This window comes from Enterococcus sp. PF1-24 (assembly GCF_029893325.1).
Classification (GTDB): domain Bacteria; phylum Bacillota; class Bacilli; order Lactobacillales; family Enterococcaceae; genus HY326.
Genome location: NZ_JARXWL010000026.1, coordinates 1 through 21070, shown reverse-complemented (window position 1 = coordinate 21070; position 21070 = coordinate 1). Strand labels below are relative to the sequence as shown.

The following is a 21070-nucleotide window of genomic DNA, read 5'->3' as shown; positions in this document are numbered from 1 at the left end:
TGAGGGATTTTTTATGACTTATGTGCTGTGTGGCTGCGTAATTTTCTTGACTCATTTTATTATTCAGCGTTATTGGCAAAAATTTAACTTATCTTTTGTAAAATTATTAGCGCTGACCCTCTTACTTTTACTTGTAACAGTAGTTGTTAGCACTTTAATCGGCTCCCTTCTGCCGATGATTCTTGCAACTTTAATAACAACAGTTGTTCTACAAAATGCGTATTTACAAAGAAGCATCAAGTTAAAATAAATTTTTGCATTATCATGATAAATAGGAAGTTTGAGAAGCTTTTAATTCTCAAACTTCTTATTTTTATTAAAGCAGCTACTTTAAATTTCTGTGATTTTGATAAATTAAAAACTTTGTAATCTCTCAAAAATATGCTATTCTACTTGCGAGTCATTTTGAAATAAGTTTTATAGATGGCATGCTATCTATAAAGTTTATACATTAATATGCAATAGGGGGATATTTACTTGAAAAAATTAATCGCAATTGACTTAGATGGAACAACTTTAAATAATGAATCAAAACTTACAATGAAAACAAAAGAAACTTTACATAAAGCCATAGCTGCTGGACATCATGTGGTGATTGCTACTGGCCGCCCTTATCGCATGAGCGTTAACTATTATGATGAATTAAAGTTAACCACACCTATGATTAACTTTAATGGCGCTTTAGTTCATGTACCTCATCAAAAATGGTCCGCTGAAAAAGAACATCAAATTCAGCGGGAAATTGCTTTTGATATTTTAGAGCAAAAAGAAACCTTACAGTTTGACCTGTTAGCAGCTGAAAATAAAACCAGCTTATATTTAAATGAATTATCAGCTTATGACTCTAAACTATTTTCTTACGCTCAAGACGAACAAAATCTTTTATCCCGCAAAACGATGAAAGTTGACCCTACTTCTTTATTATTGAAGCTAAAAGATCAAAATACTGAACCAATTGAGAATATTTTGACAAAAAAATATGGAAAAGATATCAATATTAGCACTTGGGGTGGTCAAACACCTATTTTAGAAATCGTTGCTAAGGGGATTCAAAAAGCGCAGGGGATTGCTCATATTTCAGAACAGCTAGGCATTAAACGCCAAAATGTTATTGCTTTTGGCGATGAACACAATGATTTGGAAATGTTGCAAGAAGCTGGTTGGGGCGTGGCGATGGCTAACGGCACAGAGCGAGCAAAAGCGGCTGCTAATGATGTTACCAATTTAACAAATCACCAAGATGGTTTAGCAGATTATTTAGAAAAATACTTATCTTTATAAACAAAAAAACGGGACTAACCTAAAAAACACATCGCTTTTTAGGTTAGTCCCTAATCATTTATTCTAATAACGCTAAATCGTAAATCGTGTAATCACAGCGATAAACAAATAAGTATTCCCCATCAATTAAAATCCCCGTACTTTTCGGTACATCCGTTTCATATAAAGAAACTTTATCACCAGCATAAGTTGCTAATGGCGTACCATTTTGGCTACGGATTAAAATCACTTTTTTCTTACCAGTAAAAGAATTTTTCAAATCATTTACCATTGAATTAACAAAAGGAATCCCGCGATCTAAATTTGTAACATCAACTTTTTGACTATATTCTTCAAAAACATTTTCTAAGCCTTTTTCAGCAATGATTAGTGAAGAACCGACGTGGTGCATTTCATGAGAGCCAATCGTCACTTGAATAACGGAAGAATCTTTTGATTCTTCATTAGTATCAAAGGTTTCATCCCGTTCAATCATCACTGATTTGCCTTCAATGCGATCAATTAATTGACTTTCTTCATCGTAAGTTTGAATCACCATATCTAAACCTTTAAAACTTTGTTCAAATCCTGAAAAAAACATGCGAACATTTTGACAACCGCTTAAAAATACAACTGAAATTAGTAAGGTTAAGCCTAATTGCATTTTCTTTTTCATATTTTCCACTCCCTCTGCTTTTTTAGATTATTATATCTTATTTTAAATAAGTAGCTACTATAATTTTCGCTGCCTTCTTGGCACCGTTTAAACTAGCCATTTCCACTTCCAGTTCCGTCGCTTTTTCTTTCACCGTTGCTTCAGAAATTTTCTCAATAGCCTCAGTTAAGCTTGTATCGTTAACTTTATTAGGTGCTAAACTAACGGCGTTACCAAAAGTTTCACAAAAGCGGACATTAATTTCTTGTTCATATTGTAGCCCGATACCGATAAATGGTTTGCCGGCAGCACAGGCAGTCTGGACGGTTCCTTCCCCACCATGAATTACGGAAAAATCAACTTGTTGTGAAACCGCCAAAGCTGGCAGCCAATCAACTAAATAAATATTTTCAGGCCAAGCCCGCAGATCATCTTTAAAATAAACAGCCAAAGGCGCAATCACAATAAAATCAGTTTTAGCAAAATAATTTAGTAATTTAATCGCTAATTTTTTATTGCCAGAACTGCCTAAAGCTAAATAAACGACTTGTTTACCTGCTGCTTTCGCTTCAGTAATCACCTTTTGAATTTCCGTTGGGATTTCTTTTTTCAAATTGGCAAAAATTGGCCCCGCAACTTGATAGTTTGCAGGAAATTGATAATTTCTCGTAAAAACCGGTAGCGTGGTGCTTAAGTTTAAATCGCCATCAAATAAATCAATCGTGTAGGCTGGCAAGGTAAGGTTATGCTTGACTGCAACTTTTTTAAAACTTTTGGGTAGCCATTTTGTTTGCAATGTTAACCGTTTAACTATTTGCCATAAAGCTTTTTAGGTAAATAAGCTTTATTTAAAATCGTTGGTAAGCTTTGCCAGTCACTATTTTCCAAATGGGGTCGGGATAAAGCAATCGGTTTAACGTAAACTAAAGGAATTTGAGCAATGCGGGCGGATAAAAAGACCGTAATATTAGTACCTGTAACAATCATCGCTGGTTGCTGCTCTTGAAAAAAAGCCAGCTCACTGGCAACTCGTTCTGCAACTAGCTCTTCCGTAAATGGATTTTTCAAGCTTTTCAATTGATCAAAACGCATAATGGCGGTTTCTATTTCGCTAGTTAAGGTTGGTTGCAGCAAATAAACCGGAAAACCTTCTACTTCAATTAAGTCCAGATATGTTTTTGAGTAGCAAAAAAACACACATTCAAAATCAGCCCTTAACTCTTTAGCAACTTCAATCATTCTGGTCGTTTCCGCCAAATTAAAAGTTGCCGGTGCAAAAACAATTTTTGGCATATTTATTTTCCTTTCATTTCTAACAAAAATCTTCATTAAATAATTATAACACTATCTTAACAGCTCAACCAACTAAGCGAATGGGACCTTAGGCTGATTATATCGTGAAAAGCGCAGCTGCTTGCCATAAAAAAAGAGAGATAATAAAATTATCTCTCTCACAATTTTTATTCTATTCTTGCCACTCTAAATTCTTCAAAGTTAAAGGGGCGCCAAAAGTATGGAAATTAACACCTTTCAACTCAGGATTTTGCAAGACCGTTTGTTGATTTTGACTTAAAATAAGCATCCCGGCAGTATCTTCAATGCCGACTTTTTCAGCATCAAGTAATGCTTGCCAGCGTTTCTCTGGTTCAAGAGCATAATCTTTAGCTGCTTGATCTAACAAAGCATCATAAGCTGGATTGTTGTAATTACGGTTATTGCCAGAATACAACATTTTCAAAGTCGAAATTGGATCTTGATAATCTGGCGTCCAATAAATTAAAAAGGCATCATAATCACTTTCAGCACTAATATTTAAAGCAGTTTGCGTCGGTAAAGAGCGAATCGTCACTGTTAACCCGTCAAAGCGATTTTGCCATTCTCCTTGGATGCTTTCCCCCAATTTTTTATATTGATCGGCATCAGTGGTCATTAATTCAATTTCAATTTTCTCCCCTAATTCTTTTTTAGCTGCTTCCCAGTATTTTAAGGCTTCTGTTTCATTAAAAACAGCTAAATCACCGGCTTCAGAACGGAAATCTTCTTCAGTGACAGGATTTTTAACGAAACCTTCAGTAATTGCCCCATATAAAGGCACTGAACCGTCAGCAACCACATTACGAATTAAAGTTTCTTTATCAATCCCGAGAGCCAAAGCTTTCCGCAAGTTTTCGTTCGCTAGTGGTGTATCTGCCCCAGCTCGTTTTTGATTAAAACGAATATAGTTCATGGTTGCAGTTGGGTAAGATTTAAAATCCGCATGATTCATATTCATTTCTGCTAAAGTTCCACTTAAATACGCTAAATCCAGCGAATCATCTTCATATAAATTTAAAGCAGTCGAACCTTCTTTTATGGTTTCATAATGAACCGCATCAACTTTAACATTATCGGCATCCCAATAATCAGGATTTTTCTTTAAATCCCAAGTGATTTCTGACTGCGACCAATTTTCTACGATGAAAGGACCATTATAGACGACTGTTTCTGAAGTAGTTCCATATTTTTCTCCAAATTCTTCAACAGCTTTTTCGTTTTGTGGTAAAAAAGTTGAAAATGCCATTAAAGAAGTAAAATAGGGTTTAGCTTCAGTTAATTCCACTTCTAAAGTATAGTCATCTAAAGCTTTAACTCCTAATTCCGATACAGGCTTTTCCCCGGCTGCTACTTCAACGCCGTTTTTAATATTCTCTTGCACTAAAAAGCTATAAACATAAGCATTTTCAGGGTCAGTTACTCTTTTCCAAGCATATTCAAAATCTTTAGCTGTCACTGTATCGCCATTTGACCATTGCATATTTTCTCTTAATTTAATCGTATAAATTAAACCATCTTCAGAAATTTCTGGTAAGTCTTTAGCAGCCGCCGGAATAAGTTCATCATTTTCATCCAATGTATATAACCCTTCAAAAGCGGCGGTGTGGGTAATCGCATCAGGAAAATCCAACATCCCGGCTGTATCCAGCGTGGTTAATTCACTTAACGACATCAGCTGAACCGTTTTGGATTTTTCGGCTGTTGTATCTTTGGTTTTTTCATTTGCTTGTTGGTCGCTACCACAACCAGCGAAGCAACTAAGCGCAATACTCGCGACTGCTAGCTTCTTGATTATTTTCTTCATATTTTTTCAGCTCCTACTTTTTTAGTAAATAACAACTTTCCCCTTCATTTTTAACGTTCGACTAAAAACCAGACGACCGTTGCTGGTTCGCTACCATCGTTATAATTAATATGGCCTTCTCCCGCTTCAATTAATTGTGCATCACCTGGTTGGCCAACTAAATCTGAACCATCTTCTAAAATTGTATGGGCTTCTCCGGCAACTACATAAGAATATTCATCTTGCTGATGACGGGCATAGCCAGATTCTGGTTTCTTTTCTCCAGGCATTAAAGTAATTACTCCCATTTGTACGCGGGGATTTTTTTGATTGCTGGCATCAAAAAATGTTTCAAATAATTTTGCTGAATCCTTTGATTTAATCTCCATAACTTACGCCTTCTTTCTACGCTATTTAAATGTGCTTATTTATATATACCCACTATCCTACCAAAAAATACCGCAACAATCTACAGAATTTTCAGATTTTTATAATCGTTTTATAATTTTTCGCTAACAAAAAAACAATGAAAGTACAATTTATCTTGAAAAAGCCCTTATATTTCATTTGACCTTTGAACCGTTTTCACGTTATATTTAAAAGGAACTAAGATTACTATTTTAAAGTCTTTCTGCCAAAGCAATAATGTCAAAAAAATTATTTAAAGGAGTCCTGCTATGTCGCAAGCAAATACCGTCATTTTAATTCACCCTGAAAAAAAAGTTGTTTCCCAAAAACAAAAGTATTTATTTTTACTCTCTTTTAGCTTAGCTTTAATTTTTACTGGGTTATTTGCCTCGCCCTTATCAGAAACTTGGGCTGGCATGCAACGCATTCTCTTATCACCTAGTCATTTAATTACTGATTATATTCAATTAGGCAATTTAGGCAGTGCCTTTTTAAACAGTGGTCTCTTAACTTTATTCAGTGTCTTAATGGCCCGCCTTAATAAAATTCAAGTGACAGGCCCGATGGTGGCGGCGTTTTTAACCGTGGCTGGTTTTTCATTTTTCGGGAAAAATTTTTACAACTCAATTCCGATTGTGATTGGCGTTTATTGTTACTCACGAATTATGAAAAAACCTTTTGCACAATATATTTTTATTAGTTTGCTTGGCGGTGCTTTATCGCCAGTTGTTAGCTACATAACCTTTGGCATGAATTTATCTTACATAACTGGTATTTCGATTGGCTGTAGTACTGGTATTTTAATTGGTATATTATTACCACCTTTAGCAACACACTTTTTAACTTTACATCAAGGTTTTACTTTATCAAACATCGGTTTTACTTCAGGAATCGTGGCAATGGTTTTAACCAGTGTTTTGCGTTTATTTAATTACGAAATTATCAATCAAACAATTATTTCTGAAGATTATCATCTTTTCTTAGGGATTTTTCTATTTTGTTTATTCATGGCAATGCTGATTTGGGGTTTTATTTTAAATCATGGACAATTACGGGGCTTAAAACAAATTTATCAAACTTCTGGTAAATTAGTCACCGATTTTATTGCCATTGCTGAAATGGGACCGACCTTAATTAATATGGCACTCATGGGGCTTTTGCTATCAAGCTATGTCTTATTAATTAAAGGCAGTTTCAATGGTCCGGTAGTGGGTGCGATTTTATCGGTGGTGGGCTTTAGTGCATTTGGTAATCATTTAAAAAATAGTTTACCGGTTTTATTGGGGGTCACTTTAATCGTTCAATTTACCCCGCTCCACGATTTATCACAAGTTACCGCGATTACAACGGCGATTTTCGGAATAAGTTTAGCGCCAATTAGCGGATATTATGGTATGATTTATGGAGTCTTAGCAGGAATTTTCCATATGGCGCTAGTCACCAATGTTGGTTTACTTCACGGCGGCTTAAATTTATACAATAACGGCTTTGCCAGTGGCTTTGTAGCAGCCTTTATGGTTCCCCTGCTAGATAATTTTACTCATATAAAAAAGAAAAAAAATAAATGACTATCTATTTAAGAAAGGAATAATGGGATGTTAGAGAAGCAACAAGCAAAAAAAATTGTGGATGAACTCCTGAATTATTTTTTGTATCATGAAATTAGTGAAATAAAAATTGCCCTTGATTTTGCACCAGAAGGCCTTTATATTGAAATTCAAGGAAAAACGCCACAGCAACCTGATGATTTACAGGATTTCGTCGTTGGCTTAAATGCTCCGCGAGATATTAATATGGAAGAATACTGCGAACATTTAATCGGTAGTGACCATCACGACATTGAAGATTATCACTTATTAGGGGTTTTAATTGATGATTCAGAAATTCTGTATGACGCACCTATTTTCGATGTAAAAATTTTTCGTAAAAAATAAAAAATCAACCAATAACTGCTTAAAATGGGATTTTTCACAAATTTTATTAAGAAAGACTAAGGATTTTATATCAGCCTAAAGTCTAATTTTCTTTTAGAACAAAATCATTTATAATTTTAATTGATAAGAAGTAAGTAAAAAATGATTACTTCAAATTTAGTTATAAGGAGTTGATTTCAGGTGAATGCTGCTACATCAAGAAGAATAATTAACGCTATTTCAATTATTGGTTTAGGCTTTTCAGTTGCCATGACCATTTATTTTATAAACCTTGGTGTCTTTAAGGATTTAAGTATCTTACAAGATATGGTAGGCACCTCTAAAATTCTCGGTCCCCTACTTTTTATCTTTCTACAAATTTTACAAGTAGTGATTCCCATTATTCCTGGTGGGATTAGTACCGCCGCCGGTGTTTTAATTTTCGGGCCATTTTGGGGCTTTATTTACAATTATGTCGGGATTTGTATTGGTTCAATTATCATTTTTCTATTGGGAAAAAGGTATGGTCGGCCTTTCATTTTATCTTTAATTAGTGAAAAAACTTTTAATAAATACATAGGTTGGTTAGATGATCAAAAGCGCTTTGACAAGCTGTTTACTTTAGCGATTTTCTTTCCCTTTGCACCAGATGATGCCCTTTGCCTAATTGCCGGCTTATCACAAATTTCTCTCAAGAAATTTTCAGTGATTATTCTTTTAGCTAAACCCGCTTCTATTTTCCTATATAGCATGGCTTTAGTTTATGGTGGTTCCTTCATGGCAGGCTTATTCGGTTAAATTACTCAATTACAAAAGCACTTAACCACTTCTTTGATGAAGGATTAAGTGCTTTTTGTATTCATTCTTATAAAGACACTACTTGTTCTTTTGTCAGCGCGTTGCTTTCTCTTAAAACCTCTGAATATTTCACTAATACTTTAAAATGGCAAGCCATTAAATGTTTTTCTTCCGTTTTATGATACTTATCAACTTTTAACATCACTGTATTTGTATAGACTCTCTCGATTGTCCCCACGACTAAGTGATTGAAACCAATCGCCTGACAAACGTATTCTTTACCAATCTCTACTTCTCTCAACACCTTTTTCTCCTTCGCCACTTTTTTAACTTTCACGATTAACTTTGTTATCTTTAATCATTTGAACGCTAATATAATAACAAAAATATTCAAAATGTTGAAACACACCTGTAATTTTATTTATCAACAGAACTAATTTATTTCCAATAAAAGGCAATCATTTTAAATCAGAAAAATAAGTTGCTGCCACACTGTTAAAATCAAGTTTTTTATATTCAAATACCACAAATATTTTGTCTGAAAATGAGAATGGTAAGTTTTCTATTTGTGATAAGCATATTAAACCGATAAAAAGGACACTTAAATTAATAAGTGTCCTTTTTATAAAACATTGTTTTACAACCGTTCGTTCAATTCTTTCGCTAAATCTTCAAAGCCAGGTTTGCCTAATAAAGCAAACATATTGCGTTTGTAAGCTTCTACCCCTGGTTGGTCAAATGGATTTACGCCATTTAAGTAGCCAGAAATACCACAAGCGATTTCGAAGAAATACATTAAGTAACCTAATGTATAAGCATCCATTGCTGGAATTTTAACTAATAAGTTTGGTACATCGCCATCTGTATGAGCTAGTAAAGTACCTTCAAAAGCTTTAGTGTTTACAAAATCAACTTCTTTTCCTTGCAAGTAGCCTAAACCATCAAGGTCAGCTTCTTCTACAGGGATTTGAATGTTTTTGCGAGCTTTTTCTACTTTGACAACTGTTTCAAAGATGTTGCGGCGACCTTCTTGAATATATTGACCTAATGAATGTAAGTCTGTTGAGAAGTTAGCACTTGAAGGATAAATACCTTTTTGGTCTTTCCCTTCTGATTCGCCGAATAATTGTTTCCACCATTCAGAGAAATATTGCATACCTGGTTCATAGTTGATTAATAATTCAGTTGTTTTGCCTTTACGGTATAAAATATTACGCATTGCTGCATATTGATAAGCTTCGTTTTCAGCAAGATTATCGTTAGCGTAAGCCAACCGAGCAGCAGCTGCCCCTTCCATCATGGCATCAATATCGCCACCGCTGACTGCGATTGGTAATAAACCACAAGCCGTTAAAACAGTGAAACGTCCACCAACATCATCAGGAATCACAAAAGTTTCCCAACCTTCAGCGTCAGCTTCAACTTTAACCGCGCCACGCGCTTTATCAGTTGTAGCATAAATTCGTTTGTTAGCTGCTTCTTTACCATATTTTTTGATTAATAAATCTTTGAAAATACGGAAAGCAATCGCTGGTTCAGTTGTTGTACCAGATTTTGAAATCACGTTAACTGAAAAGTCACGATCACCAATTACTTCAATTAAATCATTTAAATAAGTTGAGCTGATTGAATTACCGGCAAAGAAAACTTGTGGTGTTTTACGATTTTCTTTTGGTAAAACATTATAAAAAGTGTGTTGCAAAAATTCGATAGCTGCTCTGGCACCTAAATAAGAGCCACCAATCCCAATAACAACTAAAACTTCAGAGTCAGATTGGATTTTTTCTGCGGCTTTTTTAATGCGGGCAAATTCTTCCTTATCGTAATCAACTGGTAGATCAACCCAGCCAGTAAAGTCACTACCTGCACCAGTTTTTTCTCGTAAATCTTTATGAGCTGCTGAAACTGCACTTTGTAGATAGCCCATTTCATGGTCATTCACAAAATTTGAAACCTTTGAAAAATCAAATTGAATGTGTGCCATTTTCTTCCTCCTTCATTTTAGAAACTATTTCATCATTTCTTCAAAAAAACAGTTCCTTGTGAATTTTTTCACTGTACTTCTATACTTTACGTTTTTTTGCTATTTTTTTCAAGTAATTCCTTTTGAAAAAATCAGGATTTCCAAATGATTTTTTTACTAAGAAATGCTTTCCCTAATCAAAATATGCTAAACTACTAACTATAGACACTTTTTGACGGAGGAACTCTTTTGCAAATTAAAAATAATTATGATGTAATTGTCGTTGGTGCGGGCACCGCTGGCTTAATGGCGGCTATTGCCGCAGCGGAATATGGCAGTCAAGTTTTATTAATCGAAAAAAATCGGCGAGCTGGTAAAAAATTACTTTTAACTGGTGGTGGCCGCTGTAATGTCACCAATAATCGCCCGACAGAAGAAGTAATTGCCCATATTCATGGCAACGGTAAATTTTTATATAGTGCTTTTTCTCAATGGGATAATTTTGACATTATGGCTTTCTTTGAAGAACGCGGGGTAGCTTTAAAAGAAGAAGATCATGGGCGCGTTTTTCCGGTGACGAATCAATCTAAAACAATTGTGGAAGCCTTACTTAATTACTTAAAAGAATTAGGAGTAACTTGCATTTTTCAAACAAAAGTTGAAAAAATCTGTCATGAGCAGCAGCAAATCAGTGGTGTCAAAACCGATAAAGGCGATTTTTTAGCTCCAGCAGTGATTTTGGCAACTGGCGGGCGGGCTTATACTTCTACCGGTTCTACAGGTGACGGTTATAAATTAGCAAAAAAATTCGGTCATACTTTAACGCCGCTTTATCCGGTGGAATCGCCTTTAATCTCTAACGAAAAATTTATTACTGGCAAAGTTTTACAAGGACTAGCCTTATCAGACATAAAACTGACCGTTTGGAATGATGCTGGCAAAGCTGTCGCTAGTCAAGATCTTGATTTATTATTTACCCATTTTGGCTTATCTGGCCCAGCTGCCTTACGCTGCTCTGGCTTTATTAATCAACTGTTAGAAAAACAAAAGGAAGTCAAAGTCACAGTAGATTGCTTCCCACAAAAAACTTTGCCAGAACTTTTAGCTACGATTATACCTTTATTAGACTCAAAGAAAACCACAAAAAACGCCTTACAAGGTTGGCTTCCCGAACGATTGTTAGCTTATTTTTTAACAAAATTAAACATCAGTGATTTACCTGCTAAACAATTAACCACTCAGCAAATCACGGCCTTCCTTGAATTATGTAAAGCTTTCCCAGTGATGATTAACAAAACTTTCCCGATAGAAAAATCTTTTGTGACTGGTGGAGGGATTCAGTTAAAAGAAGTCAATCCTAAAACAATGGCAAGTAAAATTGTTAATGGCTTATACTTTGCTGGAGAATTACTAGACATTCACGGTTTTACTGGCGGCTATAACATCACTGCTGCCTTTGTCAGTGGCCATACCGCCGGCATCCACGCCGCCATGAGCTATTGAAAAGCGGAGCGGACTCGTTCAACGCTCGAGTAAAATGCAGAATCAAATTATAGTGGCGTTTTATGCCACGAATTTTATTCTCATTTTATCGAAGAGAGTTAGTTCGCGCAGCTAGACAACTTGAAAAGCGGAATAACTTGCTCTGCATCCGAAAAAATACAAAAAACAGCTAAAACCCAGTAAGTCTTGGTTTTAGCTGTTTTTGTCTATTCCTTTACAATTAAATCAGCAAACTTTCCTTTGACTAAGCTAGCTAATTCTTGTGGAGCAACTTCCATTTGCAAACCACGTTTGCCAGCGGAAACAACGATTGTTGGTAAATTAGCAGCAGCTTCTTCAAAATAAGTTGGCAACAATTTTTTCATACCTACCGGTGAGCAACCACCGCGGATATAGCCCGTGGTTTCTTCTAACTCTTTCAAAGGCAACATTTCTACTTTTTTATTACCACTCGCTTTGGCTAATTTTTTTAAATCCACTTCATGATTAATTGGAATCACCGCCACAAGGGGACCGGTTTTATTGCCCACGGCTACTAACGTTTTAAAAATTTCATCAGGGTTTTTGCCCGCAGGAATCGCAAGTTGGGCTTCTGCCCACTGATATTCATGTTCTTGATAAACAATCTTTTTTTGCTCTAACAAACGTAGGGCGTTGGTTTTTTGTGCTTTTTTCTTCGCCAACTAACTTCACTCCTCGTAAAATTATTTTTATCGAGAATTTCTACTTATTTTTTGATTTTATAAAACAAGACTTTCAAATAATTGCCTTCTGAAAAACTTGCTAAGGTTTGAAAATCAACTGGCAAGCGGAAAACTTGTTCTTTTTGATAATTCACACCAGCTGCTTCAAAAGCAGCTTCCACTAACCCTTGAAAACGTTCCAACGATAAATTAGCAGCGTTAGTAGACGCGATAATCCGGCCATTCTCTTTTAAAATGGATAAAGCATCCGTCACTAACTCCCCGTAATTTTTGGCAACCGAGAAAGTTTTCTTTTTATTGCGGGCGAAACTTGGTGGATCTAAAATAATTAAATCATAACTCAAATTTTTGCGTTTGGCGTATTTATAGTACTCAAAGACGTCCATTACAATAATCTTTTGGTTCTCTAAAGACAGCTGATTCACCGCAAATTGCTCTTCGGTCTTTTGGCGACTGCGTTTAGCTAAATCGACACTAGTTGTACTAGCAGCGCCACCCATAGCTGCTGCTACAGAAAATGCTCCGGTATAGCTGAATAAATTCAAGACCTCTTGGCCTACAGCTAAGCCTTCCACTAATTGATTGCGGACTTCTTTTTGATCCAGAAAAATTCCCGTCATTAAGCCTTCATTTAAATAAACTGCATAATTCACCGCATTTTCTTTAACAATTAAAGGTTCATTCGGTTGCGTGCCGTAGAGCCATTGACTTTCAGGCAACTGGCTTTTATAGCGAATTTTTTCACTGGCACCTAAAACTTCTGGATAAACAGCTTGAAAAGCAGCGACAATTTCGGCTTTTTTCTGCAAAATCACTTCATTATACCAAGAAAAAACTGCATAGTTATCATACCAATCAATCGTTAAACCACCTAAACCGTCCCCTTCGCCGTTAAATAAACGAAAAGCTGTGGTCTCTTGATTATTGAAGAAAGCTTGACGGCGGGCTTTAGCTTTATTAAAAAGTCCTTCAAAAAAAGCTTGATTTAGCTGTTCTTCCTGTAAACTAACTAACCAACCAATGCCTTTATTTTGCTGACCTAAATAACCTTGCCCCACAAAGTTGCCTCTTTCATCTGAAAAAGTCACCCAAGCTTGCGGAAAATCAGCATCTTTTAGTAAATCTTCTTTTTGTAATAAAGGCATACCTTTTCTTAATTTCTTTGTCGCCAGTGTCTTTAATTTGACTAAATCCATTTATAAGCTCCTCAAAGTGTTTTTTCTATAAGCTAGTATACCAAAAAAAGCCCAATTAGTTAAAGAATGATTAAACAAATGTAAGATTTTCATGTTTTCATTGACACTATTTTCAAGCCTTAGTAAAATAGGAACAGTTAGAAATTTTAGAAGCAAATAATTACAAAATTGTCTCGACATCTTTTTGTAATAAAAAGACATTTTACGCTTAGCAACAAAACTTCCAGCAGATTTAAAAATGCTGTTAAATATCATTCTAGGTTTTACGAAAGGAATCTTAATCATTGAAAAAGATAAAATCATTTTTTGAAAAAAATAATCTAAAAAAAGTCGTTAATACACGTTTAGGATTTTTTGCTTTATTGATTGTTTTACTTTGGCTGAAAAACGTCTTAGCTTACACAATTGAATTTAATTTAGGAATAGATCGTTCTATTGAATATTTCATTTTGTGGATTAATCCGATAGCAACGACGATTCTCCTGCTATCTATTGCTTTATATGTACGGCGCAAGCGCAATGCTTATATTGCTTTAATGGTGATTTACGGTTTACTGACACTCCTGCTATTCTCTAATATCGTTTATTATCGAGAATTTACTGACTTTATTACTATTAACACCATGTTAGGTGCTGGGAAAGTTTCAACTGGCCTTGGGGAAAGTGCTTTACGCCTGTTCCGACCTTACGATTTCATTTACTGGATTGATATGATTGCGATCATCTTTGCTTTAGCAACGAAAAGAATTAAGATGCAAGAAAAACCTGTTCGTGCCCGTTTTTCACTAGCAATTTCAACTTTATCCGTTTTGATTTTCTTTGGTAATTTATCTTTAGCAGAAACTGTCCGTCCGGGACTTTTATCAAGAACCTTTTCTCGTGACTATTTAGTTAAATATTTAGGGGTTAATGCTTTTACTGTTTATGATGGCGTTGTAACTTATCAAACCAACCAAGTCCGCGCTGAAGCTAGTGAAAATGATTTGGAAGCTGTGTTAGATTATGTAGATGGTCATTATGCGGAACCTAATGAAAAACTTTACGGTTTAGCCGAAGGACGTAACGTCATTTATATTCACTTAGAAAGCTTGCAACAATTTGTGATTGACTATCAATTAGAAGATGAAAATGGGCAACTTCATGAAGTTACACCATTTTTAAATAGTTTATATCATGATAATAGCACTTTTAGTTTTGATAATTTCTTCCACCAAGTTTCTGGCGGAAAAACTAGTGATGCTGAAACATTAATGGATAACTCACTATTTGGTTTAAATCAAGGTTCGCTATTTTCACAAATGGGTGATAAAAACACCTTCCAAGCTGCACCAAATATTTTAGCGCAAACACAAGGTTACACAAGTGCCGTTTTCCACGGTAATAAAGGTTCTTTCTGGAATCGTAACGAAACGTATAAACGTTTTGGCTATGACTATTTCTTTGATGCTTCTTATTATGATGTTACTGAAGAAAATAGTTTCCAATATGGTTTGCATGATAAACCATTCTTTGAACAATCCGTGCAATACTTAGAACATTTGCAACAACCTTTTTACTCAAAATTTATCGCTGTCAGCAATCACTATCCTTACTCTGAATTAAAAGGTGATGAAGCTGGTTTCCCAATGGCTAACACTGATGATGAAACCATCAACGGCTATTTCGCAACAGCCAACTATTTAGATGCTTCAATCGAAGAATTCTTTAATTACTTAAAAGCATCTGGTTTATATGAAAATTCAGTCATTGTTCTTTACGGTGATCACTATGGTATCTCTAATTCACGTAATAAAGATTTAGCTGAGCTAGTGGGTAAATCAAAAGCGACTTGGACTGATTTCGATAACGCTCAAATGCAAAGAGTCCCTTACATGATTCACGTTCCAGGAACGACTGAAGGCTATGAAAATCATACTTATGGTGGCGAAGTTGACGCTTTACCAACCCTATTACATTTATTAGGTGTTGATACAACTAATTACGTTTTACTAGGTCAAGATTTATTCTCTGCTAATAATGAACAATTAGTAGCTTTCAGAAATGGTAATTTTGTAACACCAAATTATACTTATCTTGGTGGTACAATTTACGATAATCATACTGGTTTTGCTGTTAACACACCATCTGAAGCTTTATCAGCACAAATTGAAGAATCTTTATTGAAAGTTGAAACTCAACTAAGAACTTCTGATAGTATTAACAATGGTGATTTATTGCGTTTTAATGTTGAAAGTGGTTTAGCTCCGATTAATCCAAGTGACTACAGCTACTTACGACAAGTTAATCAAATCACTGCTATCGAAGATGCCCTTGGTGATAAATCAACCAGCCTCTTCTCAGTAAATGGTAATAAATCAACAGTTGATTTATTTGAAACAAAATCTTATTTAGATAATAACCCAGTTGCTGAAGTACCTGAAGAAGAAACAACGACAACTTCAACTGAAGAAGCTGCTACTGAATAAACAAAATTAAATCCCAATCTCTTTTGTGAGATTGGGATTTTTAATTTAAAAAGCTATCCTGCGGTCAAGCAAATCTCCGTAGCTAGATTAAAAAAGCAGCGAAATCAAAAAGATTTCGCTGCTTAAAATTTCATTTATTTTTTACAAACAAAGAACCATCTGGTACTTGTTTCTCTAGGTGCTTCATCAGTAAAGTCTGCATAAACTTTAAAATCACTAAAGCCGGTATTCTCTAACATCATTAAATAATTCTCTAACGTGTAAGTACGCTCTTGATGCAGTTCATCTTTACGAAGAAACTGTTCTTCATTATGATCATCTTGAACAAAAAAAGTTAAAAAATGTTCAATGCTGTATTCTTTTTCTCCAGGATAGCTATCCCACAAAAAAGCGAACTCTTCTGTTTGGTAATGATAACTATAATCCGGGAAAACCTTAGTCATTTGGTAAATTGAATGGACATCAAAAATAAACACACCGTCTTCAGTTAACGCTTGATAAGCTTCATCAAAAACTTGCTGCACTTCTTGGCGACTGCTCATGTAGCAAAGAGAATCAGAATAACAAGTAATCGCTTGATATTGACCGATTTCTGATAAATCCAACATATCCCCTTGGACAAATTGAATTTCTACCTCTTCTTCAGCACTTCGCTGAGAAGCCATCATCAACATCTCTTCTGATAGATCTAGCGCCGTCACTTGATAATTAGCTTTCGCTAATTCCACAGCTAAAGCACCTGTCCCACAAGCTAACTCTAAAACTTCTGTTGTTTCTTTAGGTAGATGGCGTTCCGTAAAGGCTAGCCATTTTTGATAAAGAGTATCGTCCATTACCTCATCATAGATAAAGGCAAAAGTTTCGTAAGCCATTTTAGCTCACCCAATCAGTTAAACGTACTAATGGTGCATCTGACCATAGTTTTTCTAAATTGTAGAAACTGCGTTCTGCACTTTGGAAGACATGGACGATTACTTCTCCTAGGTCAATTAAAACCCATTTGCCGCCATCTTTTCCTTCAACTCGTTTAACTTCAACATCTTGTTCTTCTTCTTTATCCATTACTTCTTCAATAATTGCATTGATTTGACGCTCACTGTTCGCTGAGCAAATCATAAAATAATCGGCTAATAAAGAAATGCCTTGTACATCTAAGGCTAAAATATCTTCTGCATGTTTAGAATCTGCTGCTCTAACAGCAATCTCTAAAATTTCTTGACTCGTCTTAATAATTGTTTCCTCCATTTATCACCCTTAGCAAGTTAGCTTGTTGCTGAACTTGTTAGGCGTTTAGTTTAACTTCTATAGCTATTATAAAACATTTTTGTTAAATTTTCTCTTACTAAAGCATTTTTATTACTATTTATTAAAGATTAACTACCCATCGGTTATAAGTTTCAAGTGTTTTCGGATAAATTAATTTTTTACTGCTGATAAGATAAAGCAAAACTTGTTGCGTTTCAAAAGCCACCGCTTGATCTAAATCAACTTGAGCGATTTCACGGGCTTGTTCAACTATGGGAAAATCACGACCAGCTTCAATGTAATCTGCTACATAAATAATTTTATCTAATAGGCTCATTTCAGCGGCACCGGTAGTATGCAAACGAATCGCCTGCAAAATCTCTTGATTGTTAATCGCCAATTCTTGCTGAACAAAATCTGCCCCAACTAAACCGTGCCAAATATAATTACCATAATTTAACAGCTCTTGAGGGTAGTTACCTTTATTTATTTGCTGGATAAACTCTTGATCTGAGCGCTCTTTGGCATAGTCATGAGTAAGAGCAGCAATACTAGCTTTTTCTACCGATGCGCCATATTTTTCAGCTAACTGAACAGCGGCTTTTTCTACTCCTAAAACATGCTTAAAGCGTTTTTCGCTCATGGCTTGTTGGATTTTCGGTAAAAGCTGACTGCGATAATCACTTTCAGCTACACTAGTCATTTAAATACAGCCCCTTTGCTTGAATATATTGGGCAACTTTATCTGGTAGTAAATATTTAACTGATGCCCCTTGCTGAACTCGCTGACGAATCAAAGTTGAACTGATATCAAAAGTAGGGACATCCACCCAAATAATTGGATAAGAGGACTCACGAGGATAATTTTCTCGAGCAACCCCGACAAATTGCACCAAGTTCAGTAGTTCATCAATGCGATACCATTTAGGCAAATAAGCCACCATATCACCACCAATAATAAAGAAATAGTCCGTTTCAGGATTTTTTTCTTTTAACAGCTGAATCGTATCAAAAGTATAACTAACACCTTTACGCATTAATTCAATCGTTTCAATACCTAAAAAAGGATTATCTTCAGTTGCTAAACGTAACATTTCTAAGCGATGTTTAGCATCAATCGTCTTTTTAGCGTCAACGTGAGGTGGTTGATAAGAAGGCAGCAACTGAACTTGTTGCAAACCTAACGTATGACCGACCTCTTCAGCAATTAACAAATGAGCACAATGAACCGGGTTAAAACTACCGCCAAATAAGCCAACTTGCTTGCGCGTTTTTAGCGCTGGTTGCTCCTTCACCATAGTTTGTGTGCGATTCATTTTTTGATGGTTACAAAACATTTGATTCACTCTCCAATAGCAATGATCCCAACACTTAAATTAAATCCCTCTAACTTCTTGCGATAACTTTTGATATTTTTCCTTACTAGATGGTTTATATAAAACAATCACGCGACCAATGACTTGCACCACATGGCAACGAATCGCTGCCGCGATTACTTCGGCTGCTTCATCAGCAATTTCATCGGTATTTTGTAATAAGCTTACTTTGATTAACTCACGTTTTTCAAGTGCTTCGCCAATTTGTAATAACATCGCCTCGTTTAAGCCACCTTTACCAATTTGAAAAATCGGTTGTAAATGATGAGCTTGGCTTCTTAAAAAGCGTTTTTGTTTTCCTCTTAATTCCATAATAACCTGCTTTCTTGACTTTTATTAAATTAATGCTTTGCGGGTAATCACATCGACACCTTTTGGCGCCCAACCAGCGATAACTGCTGGATTTTTAATAGTAATCCAACCTAAACCGGCAAAGACAATATCGGTCTTTTCTTTAACTGAAAATTCAAAACGCACTAACTCAGGAAAATCAGCACATTCTTCTGGTCTTGGTGGCTGTAATAAACCGCCACGATGTTTTGCATAAAACTCATCAGCTTTAACTAATTTCGTACGATGAATTTCAACATCATTGGCTACATAAGCCACAAAGGATTGGCGTTCTCCTTGAATAAAATCAAAGCGCGCTAAGCCACCTAAAAATAGCGTTTGTTCAGGATTTAACTGATAAACTTTCGGCTTAATTTCTTTATGTGGGGCGATGATTTTCAAATCTTTTTTCCCTAAGTAATGAGCCATTTGTTGACGATGAATAATCCCTGGTGTGTCAATTAAGAAATGACCGTCATCTAAAGGAATTTCAATTTTGTCTAAAGTAGTCCCTGGGAAGCGAGAAGTAGTAATTAACTCCTGCACGCCAGCTGTTTGCTTGATGATTTGGTTGATTAAAGTGGATTTACCAACATTAGTAACCCCAACAATATAAACATCGCGACCTTCCCGATATTTTTCAATCATCGCTAATAAATCGCTCATTTCTCCAGCTTTACGGGCACTAGTCAGTAAAACTTCTTGTGGTCGCAAGCCAGCTTCAAAAGCTCGCTCTTTTAACCACTGCGTCAATTTACCTTTTTTCAAAGATTTCGGTAAGACATCCATTTTATTGCCAACTAAAAGCAGTGGATTATCACCAATAAAACGATGCAAGCCAGGAATTAGTGAGCCGTTAAAATCAAAAATATCAATTACATTGACGATTAAAGCATCTTTTTGACCTAATTCATTTAGTAATTGTAAGAAATCATTATCCGTTAAGCTAACATCTTGAATCTCATTATAATGTCTTAAACGGAAACAGCGTTGGCAATAGACTTCATCATTCTCTAAGCCTTTTTCTAAAGCATTTTTTGGTGTGTAGCCTAATTCATTCACTGCTTCTGTTTGAATTTGGACACCACAGCCGATACAACGGATTTCCTCTGTCATTTTAATTCTCCTTGCCAAATCATTTCAGGGTCTTTTTTCTTTAAATGCTTCATGATTTTTTTCTCTAAAAAACGATTGACTTTAGTGTTCCAAGCATCAGAATTAACGATCGGTTTCACCAAAACATTGCGGATACCAGCACCATTAGCGCCACGAATATCCGTCATAATTTGATCCCCAACTAAAATAATCTCAGATGCTTTCAAATCTAATTTTTTTTGTGCCCGCTTAATACCGACACTTAATGGTTTTAAAGCGCGAGCTTCAAAATCCAAATCAAAATTAGCTAAAGCTTTGCTTACTCGTTCATGATTATTGTTAGAAACCACAATCACTGGGATTTTCGCTTCTTTCATAATTGCTAACCACTGACGTAATTCTTCGGTACCATCAGGATTATTCCAAGCAATCAAGGTGTTATCCAAATCCGTTAAAACAGCTTTAATCCCTTGTGCTTGTAGTTGTTCAGGGGTGATTTGATAAATTGCCTCAATCATCCAAGTTGGTTTAAATTTAAAAAACATAAGTACTCCTTTATTGTAAAAAACAATCTTTATAAAAAATGTTTTCATTCCATAAAAAATAGAGCAGTAACCTGACTCCTCAAGGGATTATTATAACGTAAATTACTAAAAAAAGCCATTAATATCTAAAAAGCGTAGTGGCTTGCTCTGCACTCAAGCAAAGTGCATAAAGAAATTTTAACGGTGTTTTTTACCGTGAATTTTTTTATCACTTTGTCGACTGGTGCAAAGCCACTTAGCTGGATTATCTAAAAAGCGTAGGGCGTTCGTCCTGTAACCGAGCAAAGTGCAAAAATAAATTATAGCGATGTTTTCTATCGCGAATTTCTTTTTCACTTCGCCGAGTGTTGCAAACGCCTGTAGCTAGATTACAAAAAAGTAGTCAGACAATTTCAGTTGTCTGACTACTTTTTTTAAATTATGGCTCTATAATATCTGGTGTTGGTGACAAAAAAAGTCACTAGCACCTATTTTTTTGTTTCAAAAATAGACAAGACATCTCGAAATCCTTTAGAAT

Annotated in this window: 23 protein-coding genes; 7 read left to right on the top strand and 16 right to left on the bottom strand. The window is 35.4% G+C overall.

The annotated features are described in order from the left end of the window. Positions 1 to 13 precede the first annotated feature (13 nt). Both M2139_RS11160 and M2139_RS11155 read left to right on the top strand, forming a co-directional pair. Positions 14 to 250 (top strand): hypothetical protein, encoded by a 237-nt coding sequence (locus tag M2139_RS11160; RefSeq protein WP_280738929.1) that lies wholly within the window; start codon positions 14 to 16, stop codon positions 248 to 250. A gap of 227 nt (positions 251 to 477) precedes the next feature. Next, a complete protein-coding gene (locus M2139_RS11155) occupies positions 478 to 1281 on the top strand; it encodes a Cof-type HAD-IIB family hydrolase (RefSeq protein WP_280738927.1) in 804 nt (267 codons plus the stop codon). 58 nt (positions 1282 to 1339) lie between these two features. Here the strand turns inward: M2139_RS11155 and M2139_RS11150 are convergent, their stop codons facing one another. The 5 genes from M2139_RS11150 to M2139_RS11130 all read right to left on the bottom strand — a co-directional run bounded on the left by M2139_RS11150 (position 1340) and on the right by M2139_RS11130 (position 5401). Next, positions 1340 to 1936 carry a DUF5052 family protein gene (locus tag M2139_RS11150; RefSeq protein ID WP_280738926.1) on the bottom strand — a complete coding sequence of 199 codons (597 nt, stop codon included), beginning with the start codon at positions 1934 to 1936 and terminating at the stop codon, positions 1340 to 1342. A gap of 37 nt (positions 1937 to 1973) precedes the next feature. Further along, on the bottom strand, positions 1974 to 2711 hold the full coding sequence (locus M2139_RS11145) for a nucleotide disphospho-sugar-binding domain-containing protein (protein WP_280738925.1): 738 nt from the start codon (positions 2709 to 2711) through the stop codon (positions 1974 to 1976). 14 nt (positions 2712 to 2725) lie between these two features. Beyond that, positions 2726 to 3208, bottom strand: a complete 483-nt coding sequence (locus tag M2139_RS11140; RefSeq protein WP_280738924.1) for a hypothetical protein — start codon at positions 3206 to 3208, stop codon at positions 2726 to 2728. Positions 3209 to 3380: 172 nt separating this feature from the next. Beyond that, entirely contained in the window at positions 3381 to 5033 is a 1653-nt protein-coding gene (locus M2139_RS11135; protein ID WP_280738923.1) for a peptide ABC transporter substrate-binding protein, read from the bottom strand. A gap of 50 nt (positions 5034 to 5083) precedes the next feature. Continuing rightward, positions 5084 to 5401 (bottom strand): cupin domain-containing protein, encoded by a 318-nt coding sequence (locus M2139_RS11130; RefSeq protein ID WP_280738922.1) that lies wholly within the window; start codon positions 5399 to 5401, stop codon positions 5084 to 5086. Positions 5402 to 5689: 288 nt separating this feature from the next. Here M2139_RS11130 and M2139_RS11125 point away from each other — a divergent pair, with 288 nt between their 5' ends. The 3 genes from M2139_RS11125 (at position 5690) to M2139_RS11115 (ending at position 8131) form a co-directional block, all read left to right on the top strand. Then, entirely contained in the window at positions 5690 to 6988 is a 1299-nt protein-coding gene (locus M2139_RS11125) for a DUF1576 domain-containing protein (protein WP_280738921.1), read from the top strand. Between the two features lie 27 nt (positions 6989 to 7015). After that, positions 7016 to 7354, top strand: coding sequence for a hypothetical protein (locus M2139_RS11120; RefSeq protein WP_280738920.1), 339 nt, complete (start codon positions 7016 to 7018; stop codon positions 7352 to 7354). Between the two features lie 180 nt (positions 7355 to 7534). Further along, positions 7535 to 8131, top strand: coding sequence for a TVP38/TMEM64 family protein (locus M2139_RS11115; protein WP_280738919.1), 597 nt, complete (start codon positions 7535 to 7537; stop codon positions 8129 to 8131). Positions 8132 to 8198: 67 nt separating this feature from the next. Here the strand turns inward: M2139_RS11115 and M2139_RS11110 are convergent, their stop codons facing one another. After that, positions 8199 to 8432, bottom strand: coding sequence for a hypothetical protein (locus tag M2139_RS11110; RefSeq protein WP_280738918.1), 234 nt, complete (start codon positions 8430 to 8432; stop codon positions 8199 to 8201). A 336-nt stretch (positions 8433 to 8768) separates the two neighbouring features. Next, positions 8769 to 10115 (bottom strand): glucose-6-phosphate isomerase, encoded by a 1347-nt coding sequence (locus M2139_RS11105; protein ID WP_280738917.1) that lies wholly within the window; start codon positions 10113 to 10115, stop codon positions 8769 to 8771. 234 nt (positions 10116 to 10349) lie between these two features. Between M2139_RS11105 and M2139_RS11100 the strand changes: the two genes are divergently transcribed. After that, a complete protein-coding gene (locus M2139_RS11100; RefSeq protein WP_280738950.1) occupies positions 10350 to 11597 on the top strand; it encodes an NAD(P)/FAD-dependent oxidoreductase in 1248 nt (415 codons plus the stop codon). A gap of 206 nt (positions 11598 to 11803) precedes the next feature. On the opposite strand, the gene ybaK is transcribed toward M2139_RS11100, so the two are convergent. Both ybaK and M2139_RS11090 read right to left on the bottom strand, forming a co-directional pair. Continuing rightward, positions 11804 to 12280: a Cys-tRNA(Pro) deacylase gene (ybaK, locus tag M2139_RS11095; protein WP_280738916.1), complete on the bottom strand. Its 477-nt coding sequence runs from the start codon at positions 12278 to 12280 to the stop codon at positions 11804 to 11806. 44 nt (positions 12281 to 12324) lie between these two features. Then, positions 12325 to 13497: a class I SAM-dependent rRNA methyltransferase gene (locus M2139_RS11090; protein WP_280738915.1), complete on the bottom strand. Its 1173-nt coding sequence runs from the start codon at positions 13495 to 13497 to the stop codon at positions 12325 to 12327. Between the two features lie 293 nt (positions 13498 to 13790). On the opposite strand from M2139_RS11090, the gene M2139_RS11085 reads away from it, so the two are divergent. Continuing rightward, positions 13791 to 15962: an LTA synthase family protein gene (locus M2139_RS11085; protein ID WP_280738949.1), complete on the top strand. Its 2172-nt coding sequence runs from the start codon at positions 13791 to 13793 to the stop codon at positions 15960 to 15962. Between the two features lie 134 nt (positions 15963 to 16096). On the opposite strand, the gene M2139_RS11080 is transcribed toward M2139_RS11085, so the two are convergent. From M2139_RS11080 to M2139_RS11050, 7 genes are all read right to left on the bottom strand, one after another. Then, positions 16097 to 16834 (bottom strand): class I SAM-dependent methyltransferase, encoded by a 738-nt coding sequence (locus M2139_RS11080; protein ID WP_280738914.1) that lies wholly within the window; start codon positions 16832 to 16834, stop codon positions 16097 to 16099. A gap of 1 nt (position 16835) precedes the next feature. Next, positions 16836 to 17174, bottom strand: coding sequence for a ribosome silencing factor (gene rsfS / locus M2139_RS11075; RefSeq protein WP_280738948.1), 339 nt, complete (start codon positions 17172 to 17174; stop codon positions 16836 to 16838). A gap of 154 nt (positions 17175 to 17328) precedes the next feature. After that, complete coding sequence (gene yqeK / locus M2139_RS11070) at positions 17329 to 17910, bottom strand: bis(5'-nucleosyl)-tetraphosphatase (symmetrical) YqeK (protein ID WP_280738913.1); 582 nt, start codon at positions 17908 to 17910, stop codon at positions 17329 to 17331. Beyond that, positions 17903 to 18544: a nicotinate-nucleotide adenylyltransferase gene (locus tag M2139_RS11065; protein ID WP_280738912.1), complete on the bottom strand. Its 642-nt coding sequence runs from the start codon at positions 18542 to 18544 to the stop codon at positions 17903 to 17905. Before M2139_RS11065 ends, yqeK begins: the two co-directional genes overlap by 8 nt. A 39-nt stretch (positions 18545 to 18583) precedes the next feature. After that, the gene (gene yhbY / locus M2139_RS11060; RefSeq protein ID WP_280738911.1) at positions 18584 to 18895 is read right to left on the bottom strand and encodes a ribosome assembly RNA-binding protein YhbY; all 312 of its coding nucleotides are present in this window, start codon (positions 18893 to 18895) and stop codon (positions 18584 to 18586) included. A gap of 24 nt (positions 18896 to 18919) precedes the next feature. Next, a complete protein-coding gene (yqeH, locus tag M2139_RS11055; protein WP_280738910.1) occupies positions 18920 to 20029 on the bottom strand; it encodes a ribosome biogenesis GTPase YqeH in 1110 nt (369 codons plus the stop codon). Beyond that, positions 20026 to 20553, bottom strand: a complete 528-nt coding sequence (locus M2139_RS11050) for a YqeG family HAD IIIA-type phosphatase (RefSeq protein ID WP_280738909.1) — start codon at positions 20551 to 20553, stop codon at positions 20026 to 20028. Before M2139_RS11050 ends, yqeH begins: the two co-directional genes overlap by 4 nt. Between the last annotated feature and the right edge of the window lie 517 nt (positions 20554 to 21070).